This is a genomic window from Flavobacterium sp. FG68 (assembly GCF_057808895.1).
The window spans coordinates 41,101-59,493 of sequence record NZ_JBMDIY010000008.1; the positions used below are offsets into that span (position 1 = coordinate 41,101).

Here is an 18,393-nt window from a genome sequence, read left to right on the forward strand (position 1 = left end):
AAACTTAGAATCTTAGCATCTCAGAACCTTAGCAACTTAAAAGTGCCATCTCACAAAAGCCTCCATTGCTGCGTAGCTTGAAAGTCCCATTTGTTGGTAGACTTGTGCGGTTTCTCGGTTTCTGTCTTCGGCTCTCTGCCAGAACTCTCTTGAATCTGTTCCCTGGAAAACAACACCGTCTTTTTGAGATTGGTGTTTGAAGATTCCGTGGCGTTTTGCTAAAACCTGGTCTGGGCTCATCGGCACTGCCATTTCAACTTCGTCGATTCCCCATTCCTGCCAAGCTCCTCTGTATAACCACAACCAGCAATCATTCATGAATGGTTTTGGTTTTAAAGCTTTTACAGCTTCAAAAATCGCATCCAGACAAACTTTATGCGTTCCGTGCGGATCTGCTAAATCTCCTGCAGCATAGATTTGATGCGGTTTGATTTTTTCAATCAAATCCATTGTCAATTGAATATCTTCTTGTCCAATTGGTTTCTTTTCAATAGTTCCGGTTTCATAGAACGGAAGTTCCATAAAATAAATCTGATCATCAGTCAAACCTACAAAATGGCTTGTCGCTCTTGCCTCACCTTTTCTGATTAAACCTTTGATGTATCTTACTTCGGGAATATCAATTTCACTGTTCTTTTTATTCTCTAAAAACGTTTGTGCTTTTTTATAAATGTTATCTGCTTCTTCGCTTTTAATGTTAAATTTTTCATTGTAATCAATTACGAATCTTGCAAAACGTAACGCTTCATCATCCGCGACAGCGATATTTCCAGAAGTCTGGTACGCCACATGAACTTCATGTCCCTGCTCCTGCAGACGCATAAATGTTCCTCCCATACTAATGATATCATCATCAGGATGCGGACTAAAAATCAAAACACGTTTTTTTGCTGGTTCAGCTCTTTCAGGACGATTGGTATCTTCCGCATTTGGTTTTCCTCCCGGCCAGCCCGTAATAGTATTTTGAAGTTTATTGAAGATTTTAATATTGATGTCGTATGCCGGACCAGAATCTGCCAATAAATCGCTCATTCCGTTTTCGATATAATCGGCATCGGTAAGCATTAAAATTGGTTTTTTAAGATCAAGTGCTAAACCTAAAACTGCTTTTCTGGTTAGTTTATCTGTCCAAACGATTTTTTCTACCAGCCACGGTTTGTTGATTCTTGTTAATTTTGAAGAAGCTTCTTTATCTAAAATAAAAACTGCGTCGTCATGTTCCTGTAAAAATGAAGCCGGAACTCGGTTTGTAACTTCATCTTCAACAGATCTTTTTACGATGTTTGCTTTTCCTTCTCCCCAAGCCAGTAAAATAACTCTTTTGGCTTCCATGATTTTTTTAACTCCAAGTGTAATGGCTGTTCTTGGCGTATTGTTTAATCCGAAGAAATCTTTACTTGCGACAACTCTTGTAATATGATCCAGTGCCACTAATCTTGTTTTTGAGTTTTGAAGTGAACCCGATTCGTTAAAACCAATATGTCCGTTTCCTCCAATTCCCAGAATCTGCAAATCGATTCCGCCTAAAGCTTCAATTTTAGCTTCGTATTCGTGGCAGTAATCTGCAATTTGTTCTTTTGTTAAAAGTCCGTCTGGAACATGCGCGTTTTCAGGTAAAATATCAACGTGATCAAACAAAAGTTCTTTCATAAAACGAACGTAGCTGTTGATTGAGTTAGGTTCCATTGGGTAATATTCATCCAAGTTGAAACTAATTACATTTTTAAAACTCAATCCTTCTTCTTTGTGAAGTCTTACCAGTTCTGCATAAAGTCCTTTTGGAGAAGAACCTGTTGCTAAACCTAAAATACAAGGTTTGTTTTCTTTTTGTTTCGATTGAATTAAAGCTGCAATTTCCTGTGCAACGGCTTTTGAAGCTTCACCTGAATTTTCAAAAACAACGGTGTTGATGTTTTCGAAGCGTTTTTCAAAACCGGTTGCTTTGTCTATTTTACTTTTTAACATTGTGGATATTTTTAATATGTTTTTGATTTAATTTTTTGAATGTCTTTTGGTTAAAAAAGGCATGAGTTGAGCTGGAGCACTTCAAATTTGGGTATTTGAGCGCCTTTTTATGTTGAAATGAAATGTTTTTATTTATTTTAAGTTCTACGCAATCTTGTCATCTAGACGAAGGAGAGATCGCACTAGAAACTCTGCAAAGTAAGTCGTCAATCTTTGTCGAATTACGTGTGCGATTTCTCGTTCCTCGAAATGACAAACGTTGTGGTGAAACTTTGTCGAAGTTCTACTTACTCATCTTTGTCGAGTTTTTTAGTGCGGTTGCTTCGTTTCTCGCAATGACCCTACTTTGGGTTATTTACCATTTCCTGTATTTATGCCCTTTGAAAGCAAAAAACACAATCATTAAATAGGCTGGTAATAATATTAAATACGCTAATTGATTGCCACTTTTTGCTGTTTCGGTAATTCCTGCAGCTGTATTTGAGGTGTTGATTGTATCGGCAAGAAGTCCATAAAATAACGGGAAAACGGCACCGCCAATAATTCCCATAATTAGAATTGCGCCGCCAATTTTTGTATATCCGCCTAAATCCTGAAGCGCCATTGGCCAAATCGCCGGCCAGCAAAGTGCATTTGCTAAACCTAATAAGGCAACCAAAATAATTATTACAGGCAATTGTGGAATTCCCGGTAACTGAACCATAATTTTTGGAGAAAGTATTACGATTAATGCAACCAAAATAAGTCCTAAAAATCCGGATACTTTTAAGGCGGAAACCTGCGAAACGTACTTTGGAATCAATGTAATTCCCAGAATATATCCTATAACCATAAAAGTCATTGTGAAAGAAGTCAGTTTTAGGTAAAAAGAACCGCTTTCGCCATAAACTCCCAATTGTTTTCCGAATCCGCCGATGGAATCTCCGGCCAGAACTTCTGCGGCGATGTAAACCATTAAAGTAATTACGCCAAAAACCAGTTGCGGATGCTTGAATGCTTGTTTTATTTGTTTGAAAATGCTTAAATGTTCTACTTGTCCTTCATCGTCTAAATTGATTTCCGGAAGCGGAGAAAATTTCACCAAAACGGCCAAAACCACCATAATCACTGCCATATAAATATACGGAGTTTGTAATTGCAAAGCCAACGCATCTAAAGCACTTTCTTTTTGAACGGAAGTCATAACGGCAATTTTATCGGCAGAATAATCTCCAATATTAGATAAAACCAAAGAAGTCAATAATAACGGAGCCAGAAAACCTGCCAGTTTATTGGCAATTCCTAAAACGCTGATTCTGGCTGCGGCACTTTCGCGCGGACCAATTACGACGACATACGGATTTGCTGCTGTTTGCAAAACGGCTAAGCCGGTTCCCATTACAAATAATGCGATTAGGAAAAATCCAAAAGTTCTTGATGCTGCCGCGGGATAAAATAAAAGTGCCCCAACAGCAATCACGCCTAATCCTAATGAAATTCCGTTTTTGTAACCTACTTTTTCGATTAAAAATGAAGACGGAATAGCCATTACAAAATAGGCAATATAAAAGGCAAACGTCACAAAATACGATTGTGATTCGGTTAGTTCACACGCTAATTTAAAAAATGGAATCAGCGGCCCGTTTAACCAGGTTACGAATCCAAAAATAAAAAACAAAGAGGTTAAAATAACCATTGGAATCAAAGTGCTGTTTTGCTCTTTTTTTAAGGTAAGATCGATTTGTGACATATTTTTGGTTTTTGTTTGGTTTGTTCTTTGTTAGTAATTTTTAACACATAGAAACATAGATTTGGGCGGTTTAAAAAAGACATTCACTTATTCAAATAAACATAGCAATGTGTGGAACTTGTTTCTTTAGTATTCTTTTTTATACACATTTAAACCTATGTTTCTATGTGTTTAAATATTGCATTGCTATTGGTTAATTATATTTCGGTCTAAAAATTATTTGCTTACTAATTCCTGATGGTAAAAAAGAATAGTTTCTTCTAATGCCTGATCAATTGTGTATTCTGGTTTAAAACCTAACTGATTGAATTTTTCAGGATTGGCTTTGGAGTGTTTGATATCGCCGGGTCTTTCGTCTAAAAATTTAATCTGCGATTTAGAATTGGTGATTTTTATAATTTTTTCGGCTAATTCTAAAACCGAAGTACTGTGTCCTAAAGCAACATTATAAGTTTCGCTTCCTTTTTGCGAAGCGAGAATATTAGCTTTTACAACATCTTTAACATAAATAAAATCTCTGGTTTGCGATCCGTCTCCATAAATGGTTATCGGTTCGTTTTGAAGTGCTTTATTGATAAAAATTGGAACTGCCGCCGCATAAGCCGATTCTGGATTTTGACGCGGGCCAAAAACATTGAAATATCTTAAAGAAGCCGTTGGAACCTGATATTGGTCTAAATACATTTTTAAGTAATATTCGCCATCCAATTTCGTAATTGCGTAAGGCGTCATGGGTTCAGGAAACATGGTTTCTACTTTTGGTAAAACGGGATTGTTTCCATAATTCGCTGCCGATGTTGATAATACGACTTTGCAATCTATATTATTTTTTGCAGCTTCAAGAATATTAATGGTTCCAATCGTATTGATTTCAATACATTCTTTAATTTTTAAAAGAGATTCGGGAACGCTCACTAAAGCTGCCAAATGAAAAACACCACTTGCTCCGTTTATTACTTCATTAACCAAATTTTCGTCGCGAATGTCGCCTTTTACAAATTCAACATTTAATCCGTTTAGGTTATGTTCGAATCCCGTTCTAAGACTATCAAGTATCAAAACTTGTTGTCCTTGATTCGATAAATGTTCTGCAATATGGCTTCCTATAAAACCGGCACCTCCGGTAATAACATATTTTTTCATCTTTTTTATTTTAATGATCCAATGAAATTCAAATTATAATCTTCCATTTCCCTGAATTGTTCGGTAAGGCTTTCAATTAACTTAAATTGATTTTTGGAACGATCTAAATTATGTTCGGGATATTCTGTTTTATAATACACATCATCATTTAGAAAATCGGTTAAAAAACGAAGCGCCATTATAAAAGTCATTGTTTTGGCTCCAAGCGGTAAATATCTTATTTCCAATGTCGAAAGCGATGAATTTGTCTTTTCTAAAAAGCCTTTTACATACGCTTTATAAAACTCTAAATTGAAGTTTACCAAATCAAGATTTTGTTCGTCTTCGGCTGCTGTGTTGCAGATTGTTCTTATTGCGTCTCCAAAATCATAATGAATAATTCCCGGCATAACGGTATCTGTATCAATCACACAAAGTCCTTTTTTATTTTGGTCAAAAAGTGCGTTGGAGATTTTTGTATCGTTGTGCGTAACTCTAAGTTTTATTTTTTTAGCGTCTTTTAGATTTTGAAGAATGTGCATTTCTTCTTTTAAATCCTGAACATTTTGAATTAAGATTTTTGCCTGCTCAATTCTTTGTTCTGAAGCTTCTTTTAAAGCAGTATCAAACTGCGAATAACGAAACGCCATGTTATGAAAATTCGGAATTACTTCTGTCAATTTTCTGGCATCAAAATCGCTGGTAAGATTTAAAAATTCTCCGAAAAGTTTTCCGCCTTCATAAGCAATTTCTTCATTGTTTACGGTTTCAAAAGTTAAACTTCCTTCTATATAAACCATTACATTCCAGAAATTTCCATCTTTGTCCTGATAATAAAAAATGCCTTTTTTTGTTCCGATAAAAGTTAAAACCCTGCGCTTTAATTCAGCTTCAGATAAATTTTTTAATTTTTTCTGTAAATGTTTACTAACGCTTACTTTATTGGCAATTAATCCCGGAACATCTTTAAAAACACCTTCGTTAATACGCTGTAAAATAAATTGTTTACCACTTTGAGTCGTTAGTAAATACGTGTCATTAATATGACCGGAAGACAGTTCTTCGAAGGTTTTAAAAACCTCGATATGGTCAAACTGTTCGAATATAAATTTTAGTTGTTCGGCTGTCATATTACCAAAGATTTGTTGGATAAACTTTTTGCGCTCTTAACTTTTCAATTTCTTTTTTTACTATTTCTTTATCCTCTTTATAGGTTACTCCAAACCATTTTGCATTGGACTGAAGTACTTCGACAGACGCATTATCTGATTTTAAAATCTCATTTACGACAGATGTAATAAAAAACTCGGCTTTTAAATCGTGTTCGTTTTCTTTTAGGAATTGCTCAAAAAGTGCACCTCCAAATTCAAAACATTTTGGTGTAAAGCCCCAAAAATTCATAGAAACGATTGTATTTTCATCAATAGGAATAAATGCTCCGTTATCGTCTTTACGCATTAATTTCCCGTCTATTTTTTCGATATGCGTACGTTCTGTAACATCCGTCAAGTAATTATTTTCATCAACCTGACATTCACCTCTGGAAACAAAGCCATGATCTGAAACGGTATTTTTTAAAAGATATGCCATCATATTAAAATTGTATGATTCTTTATCTAATTCAGTCAAGGCTTTTGCCATGATTTCAAAAGCTTCTTTTCCGTAAAAATCATCGGCGTTTATGATGGCGAAATTTTCGGTTACTTCATCTTTTGCCATTAAAAGTGCGTGTCCCGTTCCCCACGGCTTTTTTCTTTCGGGATTTAAGTATTGCGGCGGTACATTTTCAATTTCCTGAAAAACATATCCTACCTCAGCTTTTCCTTCTAATTTTTTATTGAATATCTCTTTACACTCTTCTTCGATGTTTTTACTTATAATAAATACAAATTTTCCAAAACCTGCCTGCAATGCATCATATATCGAAAAATCCATAATGGTATCTCCTTCGGGCGTAAATGTATCTAACTGTTTTAATCCTCCATATCGACTTCCAATACCTGCCGCCAGGATCACGAGAGTAGGTTTACTTTTGCTCATTTAAATAGTATTATTAGTTGGTTATTATTTTTAAGGTTTTTGGTCGTTTTTCGGCTTTTCAAAATGATTCTGACAAAGCGATTATTTTGCAATTTTTAGATATTGAAAATTTCTCTTATAAATTGAAAAATAAATATTAATCTGACAATTATATCGTTAATATGATGCGTAATGTGATTAATATTCGGCTAAAGTATATATTAATATTTTATAAAAAAAGAAAATTGTGTTAAAATGTGCTCGAACACAATAAAAATGTTTTCGAACACATGTAATTTAATATTTTCTCATATTTGATTTTTATATATATTTGTTTCTATATGGATAAGATTTATACAATTAAGGATATTGCAGAACTTGCAGGAGTTTCAAAAGGGACTGTTGACCGTGTTTTGCATAAAAGAGGAAAAGTGTCTGAAGATGCCCTGAAAAAGGTGAATGAAGTTCTCGACAGAATTGATTATCAGCCTAATCTAATGGCACGAAGTTTAAAGAAAACTCAGATTTACTCGATTTGTGTCCTTATTCCTGATTCTGCAAACGATCCGTATTGGCAGCCTTGTATTGATGGTATAAACGATGCCAAAAAAGAGTTTAAATCTTTTAACGTAAAAGTGGAGATTTTCCTGTTTGATCCTACGAGCACGGCTTCTTTTGTAGAAACGAATCAAAACGTATTAAATTCTTCTCCAGATGCGGTTCTGCTTGTGCCGTTATTCCATAAAGAAGCTCTTGATGCTATTGAAACCTATAATTCTAAAGGTATTATTTCGAGTATTTTTAATAATCAGCTTAAATCGAGTGCAATAAAAAGTTTTGTTGGACAGGATTTATTTCAAAGCGGAAGAATTGCTGCACGTTTATTAGATTTATTGATTAAGAAAGGTACAATCGCAATTGTTCATATTGATGAAGATTACGAAAATGCCATTCACATGCAGGAAAAAGAGAAAGGTTTTAGGGATTATTTTGAAAATCTTGAAAGCAAAAAATTCGAAATTAAAACTTTTAAAGTAAAACATCCGCAGTTTAAAAGTACGCTGAAAGAGTTTCTGGATGCGAATCCTAAAATTGAAGGTCTTTTTGTAACGACTTCAAAAGCGTATCAGGTTGCAAAAATTATTGCCAAAAATCCTGAAAAGAAAATCGCGCTTGTGGGTTATGATTTATTAGAGAATAATCTAGAATATCTGAACAATAAAACCATTGACTTTTTGATTCATCAAAACCCGAAACGTCAGGCTTATCTTGGAACAACAAGTTTAATTGAGCATTTTATTTTTGAGAAAGAGATTAGTCCTGAAAAATTACTTCCAATTGATATTGTAAATACGGAGAACGCTAAAGATTATTTTTTATAGGTTCTTTGCGGGTATTTTTTTAACACATAGAAACATAGATTTTGTTACGCTTAAAAAAGGCGTTTCACTTGCATTAACAAACATAGCTTTTCTACGCAATCTTGTCATTCCGAGGAAGTACTTTTGGTCTTTATCTTTAGGCTCGCTACATAAAATATAGCCAGTGGTTTCAACCACTGGAACGCAATAAGAGAGCGCAATAAATTATCATAATTCGTTTCCCACGGTTGAAACCCCGGGCTATATTTGCCAATCTTTGGTGGATTTAAACACATAGAAACATAGGTTTAAATGTGTAAAAAAGAATGTAAAAGAAACTAGTTTCCACACATAGCTATGTGCATTAATGCAAGTGAAACGCCTTTTTTAAACGTACAGAAAAGCTATGTCTCTATGTGTTTAAACAAAATTCTAACCTAAAGTCAGCGTTCCAAAAGAACTGGCAATGTGAAAATTTGGAGTTTCCGTATTTGGGTTTACCCACGTAATCCAGGTTGGTTCAAATAATTTATTTTCCTGTTTGATGTATTTCGCCCTGAAAATCCCGGTTTCAATAACGTTGTCTTTTATTAAATGAAAGTTTTTCAGCGATTGAATGCTTATGGCGAATTCAACAATAAAATGATCGCTTTTTATACTTGATTTTACCGACAAAGTATTTTCCGGCCAATTCCAGTCAAAGTCAAATCTTTTTTTCGGAGAAGCAATAAAATCCATGATTCTTGGTGTAGGATCAATTTCCAGACAATAATACGGATTTAGGTTTTCATCTGTTCTAAAGAAAATCTCAACTCGGTCTGATTCTCCAATGCTGTCAATAGAATCGTCTTGTCTGTCAATGTGAATATTATCGTCGTAAACCTTGTAGCAGAAATAAATATTTTCGGTATCCCATAAAGATCTGAATTCTATTTTTTCAGGTTCTAAATCACTCCAGGGCGAAGTAAAATCGGTTAATGTTTCTGCTTTATTCCAAAAAGGATTATCTCCCAAACCATTTATTTGTAAAATGTTTTTCTCGATTCGGTTTACATTGTAATTTTTCATTCTAAAAAGGTACGGAATTTTGAAAAAAATAAAAAGGAGCAAAAGAAAAAATTCTTCTGCTCCTCAATGGCATTATTTTAAGTAAATTTTATTGTGTGTTATTTCGTTATCGGCATTAATTTGAAGGATAATTAATTGCGAATTGATCTTCAAACTTGAAATATTAATTCTTGCTGATTCAACAGAACTGAAATCTTGTTTTAAAAGTTCTCTTCCGTTTAAATCCAATAAAATAATATGGGCTGAATTGACGCTTTTTCCGAAATTAATATTAATTTCATCTGAAGCCGGATTTGGGAAAACAGAAAAGCTTGGGGCAATTTGTTCTTCAGCAACTACTGCAGTTGCTGCTTTTTTAGAGGTTGATCCAGTCTGAAGTTCTGAACAACCAATATCGATTCTTCCGTTTCTTTTTCGAATATCATCATCAAAATCAAGAGTTCCCGAATTAGTCGAATTATAAGTTGGATCTCCTTTATCTGTCGCAAAAGCTCCCGAAGCCAGTGTGAAATTAAACGCCGCTGCATTTACAAATCCAGGAACACCAACTACAGAATTTACGTCTTGTCCGGTTGCTGTGGCAAACTGTGCCGCATTATACGATCCGGTTGTTGAACTTCCGTTAAAACTTGTTCCTGTTAAATCGATGATAAAATCGGTATTTGTTTCTCTGTAATATAAATTATAGTTTGAAACAAAACTTGAAATCGTGTATCCGTAAGAAGCTAAAAATGCTTTTTTACCCGTTGTCGCATACATAATATTGTTTTTGTATGTAATTCCCGAACTGTTTTGAAAATGCACTTCACCTCCGTAAATATCGGCTAATGTAGAAACTGCAGTTCCCTGAATTGTAGTAACTCCGTTAATCGTTGCTCCGGTTCTGTTTTTGTAAAAAGTATTATTGAAGATTTTGGTATTTCCCACACTTGTAGTATAACCAGATCCGTTAACACCTCCAAAAATTGCTCCTGTGATTACATTGTTATAAACCGAATTGTTGTTGACAATATGTCCTGTAGAAAGACCTCCGTTTCCGGTTGAAGTATTTTGTTCTGCACCAACAGAAAGTCCTACTCCACAATTGAAAACTTCATTTCTTTGTACCGTACAATTTAAAGCACCGTCTACATAAATACCCGCGCTATTGGCAACAGCACTCATACAATTAAAAACTTCATTGGAAGCAATGATACCGTTTCGCGCCTGATTATTGCTTGCTGCTCCGGTTGATAAATAATTTCCTGCGGCCACAATTCCAATATTCGCAATGTCATAAACCGTATTTCCAGAAACCGAAAATCCGTTTACGTTTCCAGTTACGGTTACAGCTTCTCCCCAGCCTGTTGCGCAATTTGCAACTTCATTAGTTTCGATTTTTACGTTTGTAACGGCATATGTTCCGTTTCCTCCGTCGACTTTTATGGCATTGGTAACAATACCGCTGTTTGCAGGAATCGCCGAAAGATTATTGCTAATCCAGCCGATATTTTTAACAATACAATTTTTGATTGTAATGTTATTCAAATTGGCTGTTGCACCAGAATTGGCTAAGATCCAGATTCCTTTGCTTCCGTTTCCAATTTTGTTCGAAATCGTCAAACCATCAATGGTAACATTACTGGTATTTACGATTCCTAAAACATACGTATCAGTACTTGTCCATCCAGACGCGTTTACTACTACAGCGCCAGATCCGCTTTTTTGAATCGTTAAAGGTTTTCCAACAAAAATGGGTCCTGTAACAGCATAAGTTCCGGAAAGCACTAAAACTGTTCCTCCAGATGGCGCGGCCTGAACTCCTTTTACAATGGTTTTATACGGCAGCGCAGCGGTTCCCGTACCTGTCGTGTCGTTTCCTGTTGTTGATACATAGGTTTGCGAAAAACCTTGTACAAAACACATTAAAATAAAAAATGTAATTTTCTTGACTTTCATAATTTTGATATTTTGGGTTAACAACTAAAAAAAATTATAGATAGAATATTGCAATATTTTCTATTTCAAATAAGCCGCTTCTGCCTTTCAATTTTAGAACTAAAAACATCAATTTAATGTTCTATTTTGTTCTTTTTGAATCACATAAAAAAGCTTATTTCTGACTAAAGTAAATATTGTATTGTAATTTGCAAGAAAATAATTAGAAAAAATGTGTTCGAACACAAAATTTTAATATTTTGAAAGTTTTTTAGTACAGTTTTTTGACTTATTTTGACAAAACATTAAATGTGTTTGAGCACAAATAAATATTATACTACAAATAATATTGTGTTTAAATTTTAAAACCAAAAAAGATGCCTTTAAAAACTCAATTTTAAAGGCATCTTTTTATAGTAATTTTGAAGCTTAGTTTTTCAATCTGTATTTATTGAAAATGATAAAAACGATACCCACAATTGCAAGCAAAGAGATGTTTGCTAATCCTAATAAAAACTGACTTTTTACAGCGTATATATTCACAAAACTATAGCTAAAAAGAGCACTTACCATATAAGCTCCTCCGCCGGTTAATCCGCTGGCAACTCCGGCATTTTTAGAGAATCGGCTTAAACAATAACCCAGAACAATATTGTATATAAATCCCCCACAGATATTCAGTCCCATTGTAAAAGCGACTAAAGTGTAAATATTACTTTCGAAAGAAGAAGTAAAAATCATCAGTAAAGCCAAAATCAGCTGAATGGTTATGGCGGTTCCCACTTTTTTTGCCAAAGGTTTTTTGATCATCGATTTTGCCGTAATTCCGCCAATCATAACGGATAATCCAGATAATAAAGCACTATAACCCGTTGTTATTGCCGAATATCCAAAAATACGTTCTATGATAAACGGACTGGTTAAATTGAACATAATAACGATCGCAAAAGTAATTCCCAGCATTACGAATCCTAAAGTAAAATCAACCGATTTCAGCATGTTTGAATACGTATTGGTAATTGCTTTAAATTTAAACGGATGGAATTCTTTTATGGTTTCTCCGCTATGACGAAGTTCTAAAAGTAACATAAGAAATGATAATCCTCCCAAGAAATAAAAATTAGATTTCCAACCGAAACTATGTTCCAGGTATCCGCCTAAAAAGGGAGCCATAATAGGCGCACTTGCCCAAATGATAGAAAACAAACTAATGTAACTTTTTAATTTTTCGCCTTTAAATAAATCAACAAAATAAGCACGTTTTGCAATTACGATAAAGGCAATGGCGATTCCCTGAATGATACGCATGGCATAGATTACATAAATATCCGGAACGAGTGCGATAACAAAACTGGCTGCTGAGAACACGGCAAGCGATGCAATGCTGATTTTAAAACGTCCAAAACTGTCTAATATACTGCCAATAAAAATTTGGCTTATGCCGAGGCTGAACATAAAAAATACTAATGTAAGCTGAATGGCCGATGCCGAAACATTCAAATCTTTTGCCATTGCGGGAAGCGAAGGCAGATAAATATCTGTTGCAAATCCTGATAACGGAATTAAGGCTAAAGCCAATATGGTACTGAATCCTTTGTGATCCTCTTTTAAATTTCTCATTCTAATTATTAATTTATTCATTACAAAATAGACCAATCGGTCTAAAATATTTTAAAAAAAATATGTTAGATAACATATCTTTCAAATTCATTTTTTAAGATTTCTAAAACAACTTCCATTTGGTTGTTGTTATCAAAAACTTTTCGGCATAAAATAGCGCCTTCTATCATCGAAAATGCCATTATAGCAAATTTTTCGGGGTTGATTTCTGCCAAAAGTTCTTTGTTTTCAACTCCCAATTCAATTATATCCGTATATCTTTTATGCGCTGAAAGAATAGCTCTTTTTACCTGCTCTTTTATAGCCGGGTTTGTATCATCTGCTTCAATTCCAAAATTTAAAATTGGACAGCCGTCGGTCATGTTATCTTTATTTTCATAAACTGCCAATAATTTATAAAGCTTTTCTTTTGCTGTTTTTCCCTGCGAAACTGCATTGTCTAATTTGGCCGCTAACTGCGATCTTAAATACAAAAACGATTCTTTACAAATTTCTTCTTTGCTTTCAAAGTTTCCGTAAATACCGCCTTTTGCCAGTTTTGTCGCTTCCATAATATCGCTTAAAGAAGTTCCGGCCATTCCTTTTTTATTGATAATCGCAGCCGATTTTTCAATAATAAACTGTTTTGTACGTTCTGCTTTACTCATAATCTTTTTCATTTTGACACTGCAAATTTAGACCGATCGGTCTAAATTTGCAAGCTTTTTTTAATTTATTTTTCATAAATCATTAAAAGTCAAGTAAAATCAAGGGTTTGTATTTCTGTTTTAAAAGAGAAAACGAAGCAATTATTAAAGAAAATAATCCAGTTTTAATTTTTCAAAAGCAATTTTATCGGTAGGAAGAACGAGCGGACAAGCTTCTGAATTAATATCAAACCATTCTAATTTTTCGATAGTTGGAATTTGAACCTCTAATTCTTGCATATTAAGAATCTTAACCTGATAATAAATCGTAAAAATCTGCCTGTTATCTTTCATTCTGGAAACTATAAAATTTTCTTGTGTGTAAATATGTTTTACAACTTCTATTTTTAAGTTTAGTTCTTCCTGAAATTCTCTGTGCAGACAATCAATTGTTCCCTCACCAAATTCAAGTCCGCCGCCCGGCAGTTTGCAAATATGTGATCCGGCATAGCTTTCGTGCAGCGCTAAAACTTTGTTATCATTTACACAAAACGCATAGACTCTGACATTAAATCCAATTAATTCGCTCATAAAGTTTTAATTAACAACTTGTCGTTTTACAAAAATAAGCAATTGATCGCCTGCTGTTGAATAATATCTATTTAAAAAATAAATAGTAACTTTTCATGCTTTTTATTCAAACCTCAGCTTCCATTATGACAACCGATATTATAGAATTACATGATTGTATTGTTTTAGTAGAGCAATCTAATACTACAAAAACTATAGTTCAGAAATGTGAAATTGACGGAGATGCCGTGGGTTTTGCTTTTTATGGTTCGGGCAATGTTGAGCTTGAAATTAAGCATAATAATCAGACTAAATATTTAATGAATACAACAGGTTTGGCCATTTGTTTCTTCGGAAATCAAAAAGTTGAATTCTCGCATAAAATTGAACCAGATAAACCTTTGCAGTCCATTAGTATTTTTACAAAACTGAAAAACCTGAATTCGCTTCCGCAGGCAGAAAGGGAGATTTTCGAAAATTACCTGCCACAGTTATTAAACCCGAAAGAGCATTTTGTAAAAGGGCCTTCTTTTTATATGACGCTCGAAATGCAATTGGCGGTTCAGAAAATCTTTAATACATCATACACCGGAAATACACGTTTCCTGTTTTTAAAAAGTCAGATCAATGAACTTTTGGCACATTTTTATGCGCTTTTGGCTTCTGATAAAAAATCGGAATTATCAGAGATTGATAAAAACAAACTTTTTCAGGCTAAGGAAATTGTGACAACGCATTATTCTACACCGCCTTCTATAACTCAATTATCGCAAATGGTGGGTTTGAACAGTAATAAATTAAAGAAGAATTTTAAAGAGCTTTTCGGAATTCCGGTTTTTAAATATGTTCAGGAAGAACGTTTGAATAAAGCCTATGAATTACTCCGCGAAAGCGAAAAAACAGTTCAGGAATCGGCTTGGGAAGTTGGGTATGAAAGTCTGAGTTCGTTTTCGAATGCTTTTCATAAAAAATTCGGAATGCGCCCAAATGATGTAAAACAGCAATTCTTTTCAAACAAATCATAATTCTTTTACGACAAATGATTCTTTTTTAATCGAAGCAACTTTGTATCAGTAATCATTTAAAAAGATATTGATATGAAAACCAAAATTTTAGTTCTGGGTTCTACCGGAAAAACAGGAAGCAGAGTTGCTGCAAGATTAGAAAACAATGCTGAAGTTGAACTTCGTTTAGGTTCACGAAATGAGAAAATTCCATTTGATTGGGAAAAACCGGAAACCTGGGAAAATGTTGTAAAAGATATTGACACGGTTTACATCACTTTTCAACCGGATTTAGCCGTTCCTTTTGCTGCAGATGCAATAGAAAATTTCACTAATCTTGCCACAAAATCTGGCGTGCAGAAAATAGTTTTACTTTCTGGAAGAGGCGAACAAGAAGCACAGGTTTGCGAAGAAATCGTGAAGAAAAATGCCAAAAACTGGACGATTATCCGCGCCAGCTGGTTCAATCAAAACTTTAGCGAAAGCTTCTTTTTAGATCCAATTTTGTACGGAATTGTTGCTTTACCAAGAGCCGAAGCACTTGAGCCTTTTACAGATGCTGATGATATTGCCGATGTTGTGACGGCTGCACTTTTAGACGAAAATCACAACGGAAAAACGTATGAATTAACCGGTCCAAGATTATTGACTTTTAAAGATGCCGTAAACGAAATTGCCCATGCAAGCGGCAGAAACATTTCTTTTCAAGGTTTGAGTTTAGAAGAATATACGCAAATGCTTAAAGAATATAAAATTCCTGACGACCACATTTGGCTGGTAAATTATCTTTTTGAACAGGTTTTAGACGGAAGAAATTCGAGTGTGACTTTTGATATTGAAAAAGTTTTGGGCAGAAAAGCGAAAGACTTTAACGCTTACGCGGAAGAAACAGCCAAAACCGGAATTTGGAATCCTGAAAATTAAAAAGATGAAATATATAAGAGCCATTTTTTCGGGAATTTTGGTTTGGTTTGCCGTTAGTATTTCCTTTTATATTTTAGAACAAATTCCCGTTATAAAAGATTCCTTTTTTTGGCAGTCGGTTATTGTGGCGATTTGTATTGTGTTTTTCGCCATTGGCGCAGCGAAGTTTTATTATTTGAAAAATTATAAAATGAGCGGTTTAAAACTCGGAATTATAATGTCACTTACCGCTTTGTTTCTCGATGTGATTATTACGGTTCCTTTTGTAGAAATTCCAAACGGACGAAGTTACCAGAGCTTTTTTACAAGTCCTGTTTTATGGATTTTGGCTTTTGTAAATGCGGTTTCTGTTTTTCTTTGGCGAAAGCAAAATAAAAATGTGGTTTAATTTTGCCTCGACTTTTGAGACAGCATCTTTATTATTTTACATCTTTTCTTGTTCTGTAGGAACATTTCATTGGTAGAAAATTATATTGTTATAATGGATTACGTTCCGTAGGAACGTCTGATTAGCATTTTATAATCTGAATTATCAAACGTTCCTACGGAACGCAAATGCGGCTGGTCACTATTTTTTTCTACCTACGAAACATTCCTATGGAATGATAAATCGAATATCAAAAAGTGACCAATTAAGTCACTAAAAACAAAATAATTATAGAAAAAGAGGCTGTCTCTACTTTGAGACAGCCTCTTTATTATTTTACATCTTTCCTTGTTCTGTAGGAACATTTCATCGGTAGAAAAATTATATTGTTATAATGGATTACGTTCCGTAGGAACGTCTGATTCACATTTTTTTTAATAATCTGAATTATCAAACGTTCCTACGAAACGCAAATGCGGCTGATCTTTATTTTTTTTCTACCTACAAAACATTCCTATGGAATGATAAAAATTTATGTTTTTAATACCAAAAAAAACTCCTGTTAGTGGAACAGGAGTTTTCGGATTAATATATAATAGTAGTCAGTGGAATTTATTATCCTCGTGTAAGCCAGCCTTTTTTACGAACTGTAATGATTGAGTAAGGTGCAATCCAGAACAATGAAAAGGTATAAAAAACACTATAGGAATAGGCCCAAAATGCTTCGCCTAATGAATATCTTTTTGCATAGAATAAAACTGAAAAGCTTGATACCAGCAATATTCCTAAAAGTGCAGAACTGATGAACAATAACGGATGTACTGCAATAAAATAGATCATGAATATAAAAAACGGATAGGTCATTAATATTCTTATAAATTGTTCTGTATACAAAAGTCTTGCTCCCACTTTAGATTCTTTTCTAAAATCTTTCCAAACATATTTTGCCATCATAATGTTTTCACGAACATTGCTTCTTCCCCATCTAATGAACATTTTGTACAATCCTGTATAATCTTCGGGAACGTTTGTCAATACATAGGCATTACGCTGAAACAATACATGATGTCCTTGTTTTAAAATCATATTGGTCATGGCGCGGTCTTCACCAATGTCTGACGGCTGTCCCATAAAAGTCTGGTCAATCCATTCTGGCAAGCAAGAAAAAACGGCAGTTCTTTTATACGCTGCTAAAGCTCCAGGAGTACAAAGTACAGATCCTAATGCACTTTCGGCAGAACGCATGAATTCAAAACTCATTACAAAACTTACGTTTAGCATTTTTGGTAAAATTGCTTTTTCATTGTTTAAAACCTGAACGTTTCCTGCAACTGCACCACATTTTTCGTTAACTACAAACGGACTTACCAAGTTTCTTAAAGTATCTTTTTTAACGATTGAGTCAGAATCGACAGTTACAAAGATTTCTCCTTTTCCAAAATTAAATCCACGGTATAAAGCGTGACGTTTTCCTTTGTTTTGCGGCTGTTGGAAAATAGAAACACGATCGCCTAATTTTAATTTTGCCTGTTGAATCCAGTACCACGTATCGTCTTTACTTCCATCATCGATTGCTAAAAGTTCTAATTTATGAGCCGGAAAATCACTTTCGGCCAGACTCATTAAAGTTTCATAAACTAATTTTCCTTCGTTGTAAGCCGGAACAATTACAGTACAAGTTGGCAGTAATTCATCTGATACAGATTCGATTGGTTTGTATTTGAAATACAGAACTACGTTGTACAAAAACATTCCGCCTTTAAAAAGAAATAATGCTACGGTAATAGCAAGAAAAATTATTCCTCCGGTTGAGTTTAATCTTTCTAAATGCAGCTGATCAAAATCCGGCTGCAATTGAACAACTAAAAGAGATCCCACAATTAACAATAAAAATGTTGCGGCAAGAACCATGAAACCAAAAAGGCTTTTGGGTCTTTCTATATGTGTTTTGGTTGAGTTGTTGTTTATTTTAAAAATAGATGGGCTGATTACTTCGCTGCTGATATCGCCTCCTGTATAAAATTGTTTTGAGATAATTGTTTCGCTTTCCATGTCCTGTTTATTTGTATTAATTCTCTAAAATGGCTTTTATCAAATGGTC

The 18,393-nt window shown here is 34.3% G+C and carries 15 protein-coding genes; 4 read left to right on the plus strand and 11 right to left on the minus strand.

What is annotated here, in order from left to right:
- Window positions 1–36: 36 nt before the first annotated feature.
- The 5 genes from nagB to ACODSB_RS07060 form a co-directional block, all read right to left on the minus strand.
- Window positions 37–1,965, minus strand: a complete 1,929-nt coding sequence (gene nagB / locus ACODSB_RS07040) for a glucosamine-6-phosphate deaminase (protein WP_488936512.1) — start codon at window positions 1,963–1,965, stop codon at window positions 37–39.
- 355 nt (window positions 1,966–2,320) lie between these two features.
- Entirely contained in the window at window positions 2,321–3,694 is a 1,374-nt protein-coding gene (locus ACODSB_RS07045; protein ID WP_488936513.1) for a sugar MFS transporter, read from the minus strand.
- Window positions 3,695–3,910: 216 nt separating this feature from the next.
- Window positions 3,911–4,837: an NAD-dependent epimerase/dehydratase family protein gene (locus ACODSB_RS07050; RefSeq protein ID WP_488936514.1), complete on the minus strand. Its 927-nt coding sequence runs from the start codon at window positions 4,835–4,837 to the stop codon at window positions 3,911–3,913.
- A 5-nt stretch (window positions 4,838–4,842) separates the two neighbouring features.
- A complete protein-coding gene (locus ACODSB_RS07055; RefSeq protein WP_488936515.1) occupies window positions 4,843–5,946 on the minus strand; it encodes a phosphotransferase enzyme family protein in 1,104 nt (367 codons plus the stop codon).
- Between the two features lies 1 nt (window position 5,947).
- Window positions 5,948–6,856, minus strand: a complete 909-nt coding sequence (locus tag ACODSB_RS07060) for a sugar phosphate nucleotidyltransferase (RefSeq protein ID WP_053473962.1) — start codon at window positions 6,854–6,856, stop codon at window positions 5,948–5,950.
- A gap of 320 nt (window positions 6,857–7,176) precedes the next feature.
- Here ACODSB_RS07060 and ACODSB_RS07065 point away from each other — a divergent pair, with 320 nt between their 5' ends.
- Window positions 7,177–8,217, plus strand: a complete 1,041-nt coding sequence (locus ACODSB_RS07065; RefSeq protein WP_488936516.1) for a LacI family DNA-binding transcriptional regulator — start codon at window positions 7,177–7,179, stop codon at window positions 8,215–8,217.
- A 411-nt stretch (window positions 8,218–8,628) separates the two neighbouring features.
- Here ACODSB_RS07065 and ACODSB_RS07070 read toward each other — a convergent pair whose 3' ends face one another.
- The 5 genes from ACODSB_RS07070 to ACODSB_RS07090 all read right to left on the minus strand — a co-directional run bounded on the left by ACODSB_RS07070 (window position 8,629) and on the right by ACODSB_RS07090 (window position 14,018).
- Entirely contained in the window at window positions 8,629–9,264 is a 636-nt protein-coding gene (locus ACODSB_RS07070; RefSeq protein ID WP_488936517.1) for a carbohydrate-binding family 9-like protein, read from the minus strand.
- A 72-nt stretch (window positions 9,265–9,336) separates the two neighbouring features.
- Window positions 9,337–11,202, minus strand: coding sequence for a T9SS type A sorting domain-containing protein (locus ACODSB_RS07075; protein WP_488936518.1), 1,866 nt, complete (start codon window positions 11,200–11,202; stop codon window positions 9,337–9,339).
- Between the two features lie 408 nt (window positions 11,203–11,610).
- The gene (locus ACODSB_RS07080) at window positions 11,611–12,801 is read right to left on the minus strand and encodes an MFS transporter (protein ID WP_488936519.1); all 1,191 of its coding nucleotides are present in this window, start codon (window positions 12,799–12,801) and stop codon (window positions 11,611–11,613) included.
- Window positions 12,802–12,866: 65 nt separating this feature from the next.
- Window positions 12,867–13,448, minus strand: coding sequence for a TetR/AcrR family transcriptional regulator (locus ACODSB_RS07085; protein ID WP_053473956.1), 582 nt, complete (start codon window positions 13,446–13,448; stop codon window positions 12,867–12,869).
- Between the two features lie 144 nt (window positions 13,449–13,592).
- Complete coding sequence (locus ACODSB_RS07090; RefSeq protein WP_488936520.1) at window positions 13,593–14,018, minus strand: NUDIX domain-containing protein; 426 nt, start codon at window positions 14,016–14,018, stop codon at window positions 13,593–13,595.
- Between the two features lie 95 nt (window positions 14,019–14,113).
- Between ACODSB_RS07090 and ACODSB_RS07095 the strand changes: the two genes are divergently transcribed.
- From ACODSB_RS07095 to ACODSB_RS07105, 3 genes are all read left to right on the plus strand, one after another.
- Entirely contained in the window at window positions 14,114–15,022 is a 909-nt protein-coding gene (locus tag ACODSB_RS07095; protein WP_488936521.1) for a helix-turn-helix domain-containing protein, read from the plus strand.
- Window positions 15,023–15,094: 72 nt separating this feature from the next.
- Window positions 15,095–15,925: a Rossmann-fold NAD(P)-binding domain-containing protein gene (locus ACODSB_RS07100; RefSeq protein WP_488936522.1), complete on the plus strand. Its 831-nt coding sequence runs from the start codon at window positions 15,095–15,097 to the stop codon at window positions 15,923–15,925.
- A gap of 4 nt (window positions 15,926–15,929) precedes the next feature.
- Complete coding sequence (locus ACODSB_RS07105; RefSeq protein ID WP_488936523.1) at window positions 15,930–16,313, plus strand: DUF5367 family protein; 384 nt, start codon at window positions 15,930–15,932, stop codon at window positions 16,311–16,313.
- A gap of 594 nt (window positions 16,314–16,907) precedes the next feature.
- Here ACODSB_RS07105 and ACODSB_RS07110 read toward each other — a convergent pair.
- Window positions 16,908–18,344 carry a glycosyltransferase family 2 protein gene (locus ACODSB_RS07110; RefSeq protein ID WP_488936524.1) on the minus strand — a complete coding sequence of 479 codons (1,437 nt, stop codon included), beginning with the start codon at window positions 18,342–18,344 and terminating at the stop codon, window positions 16,908–16,910.
- Window positions 18,345–18,393: the final 49 nt, after the last annotated feature.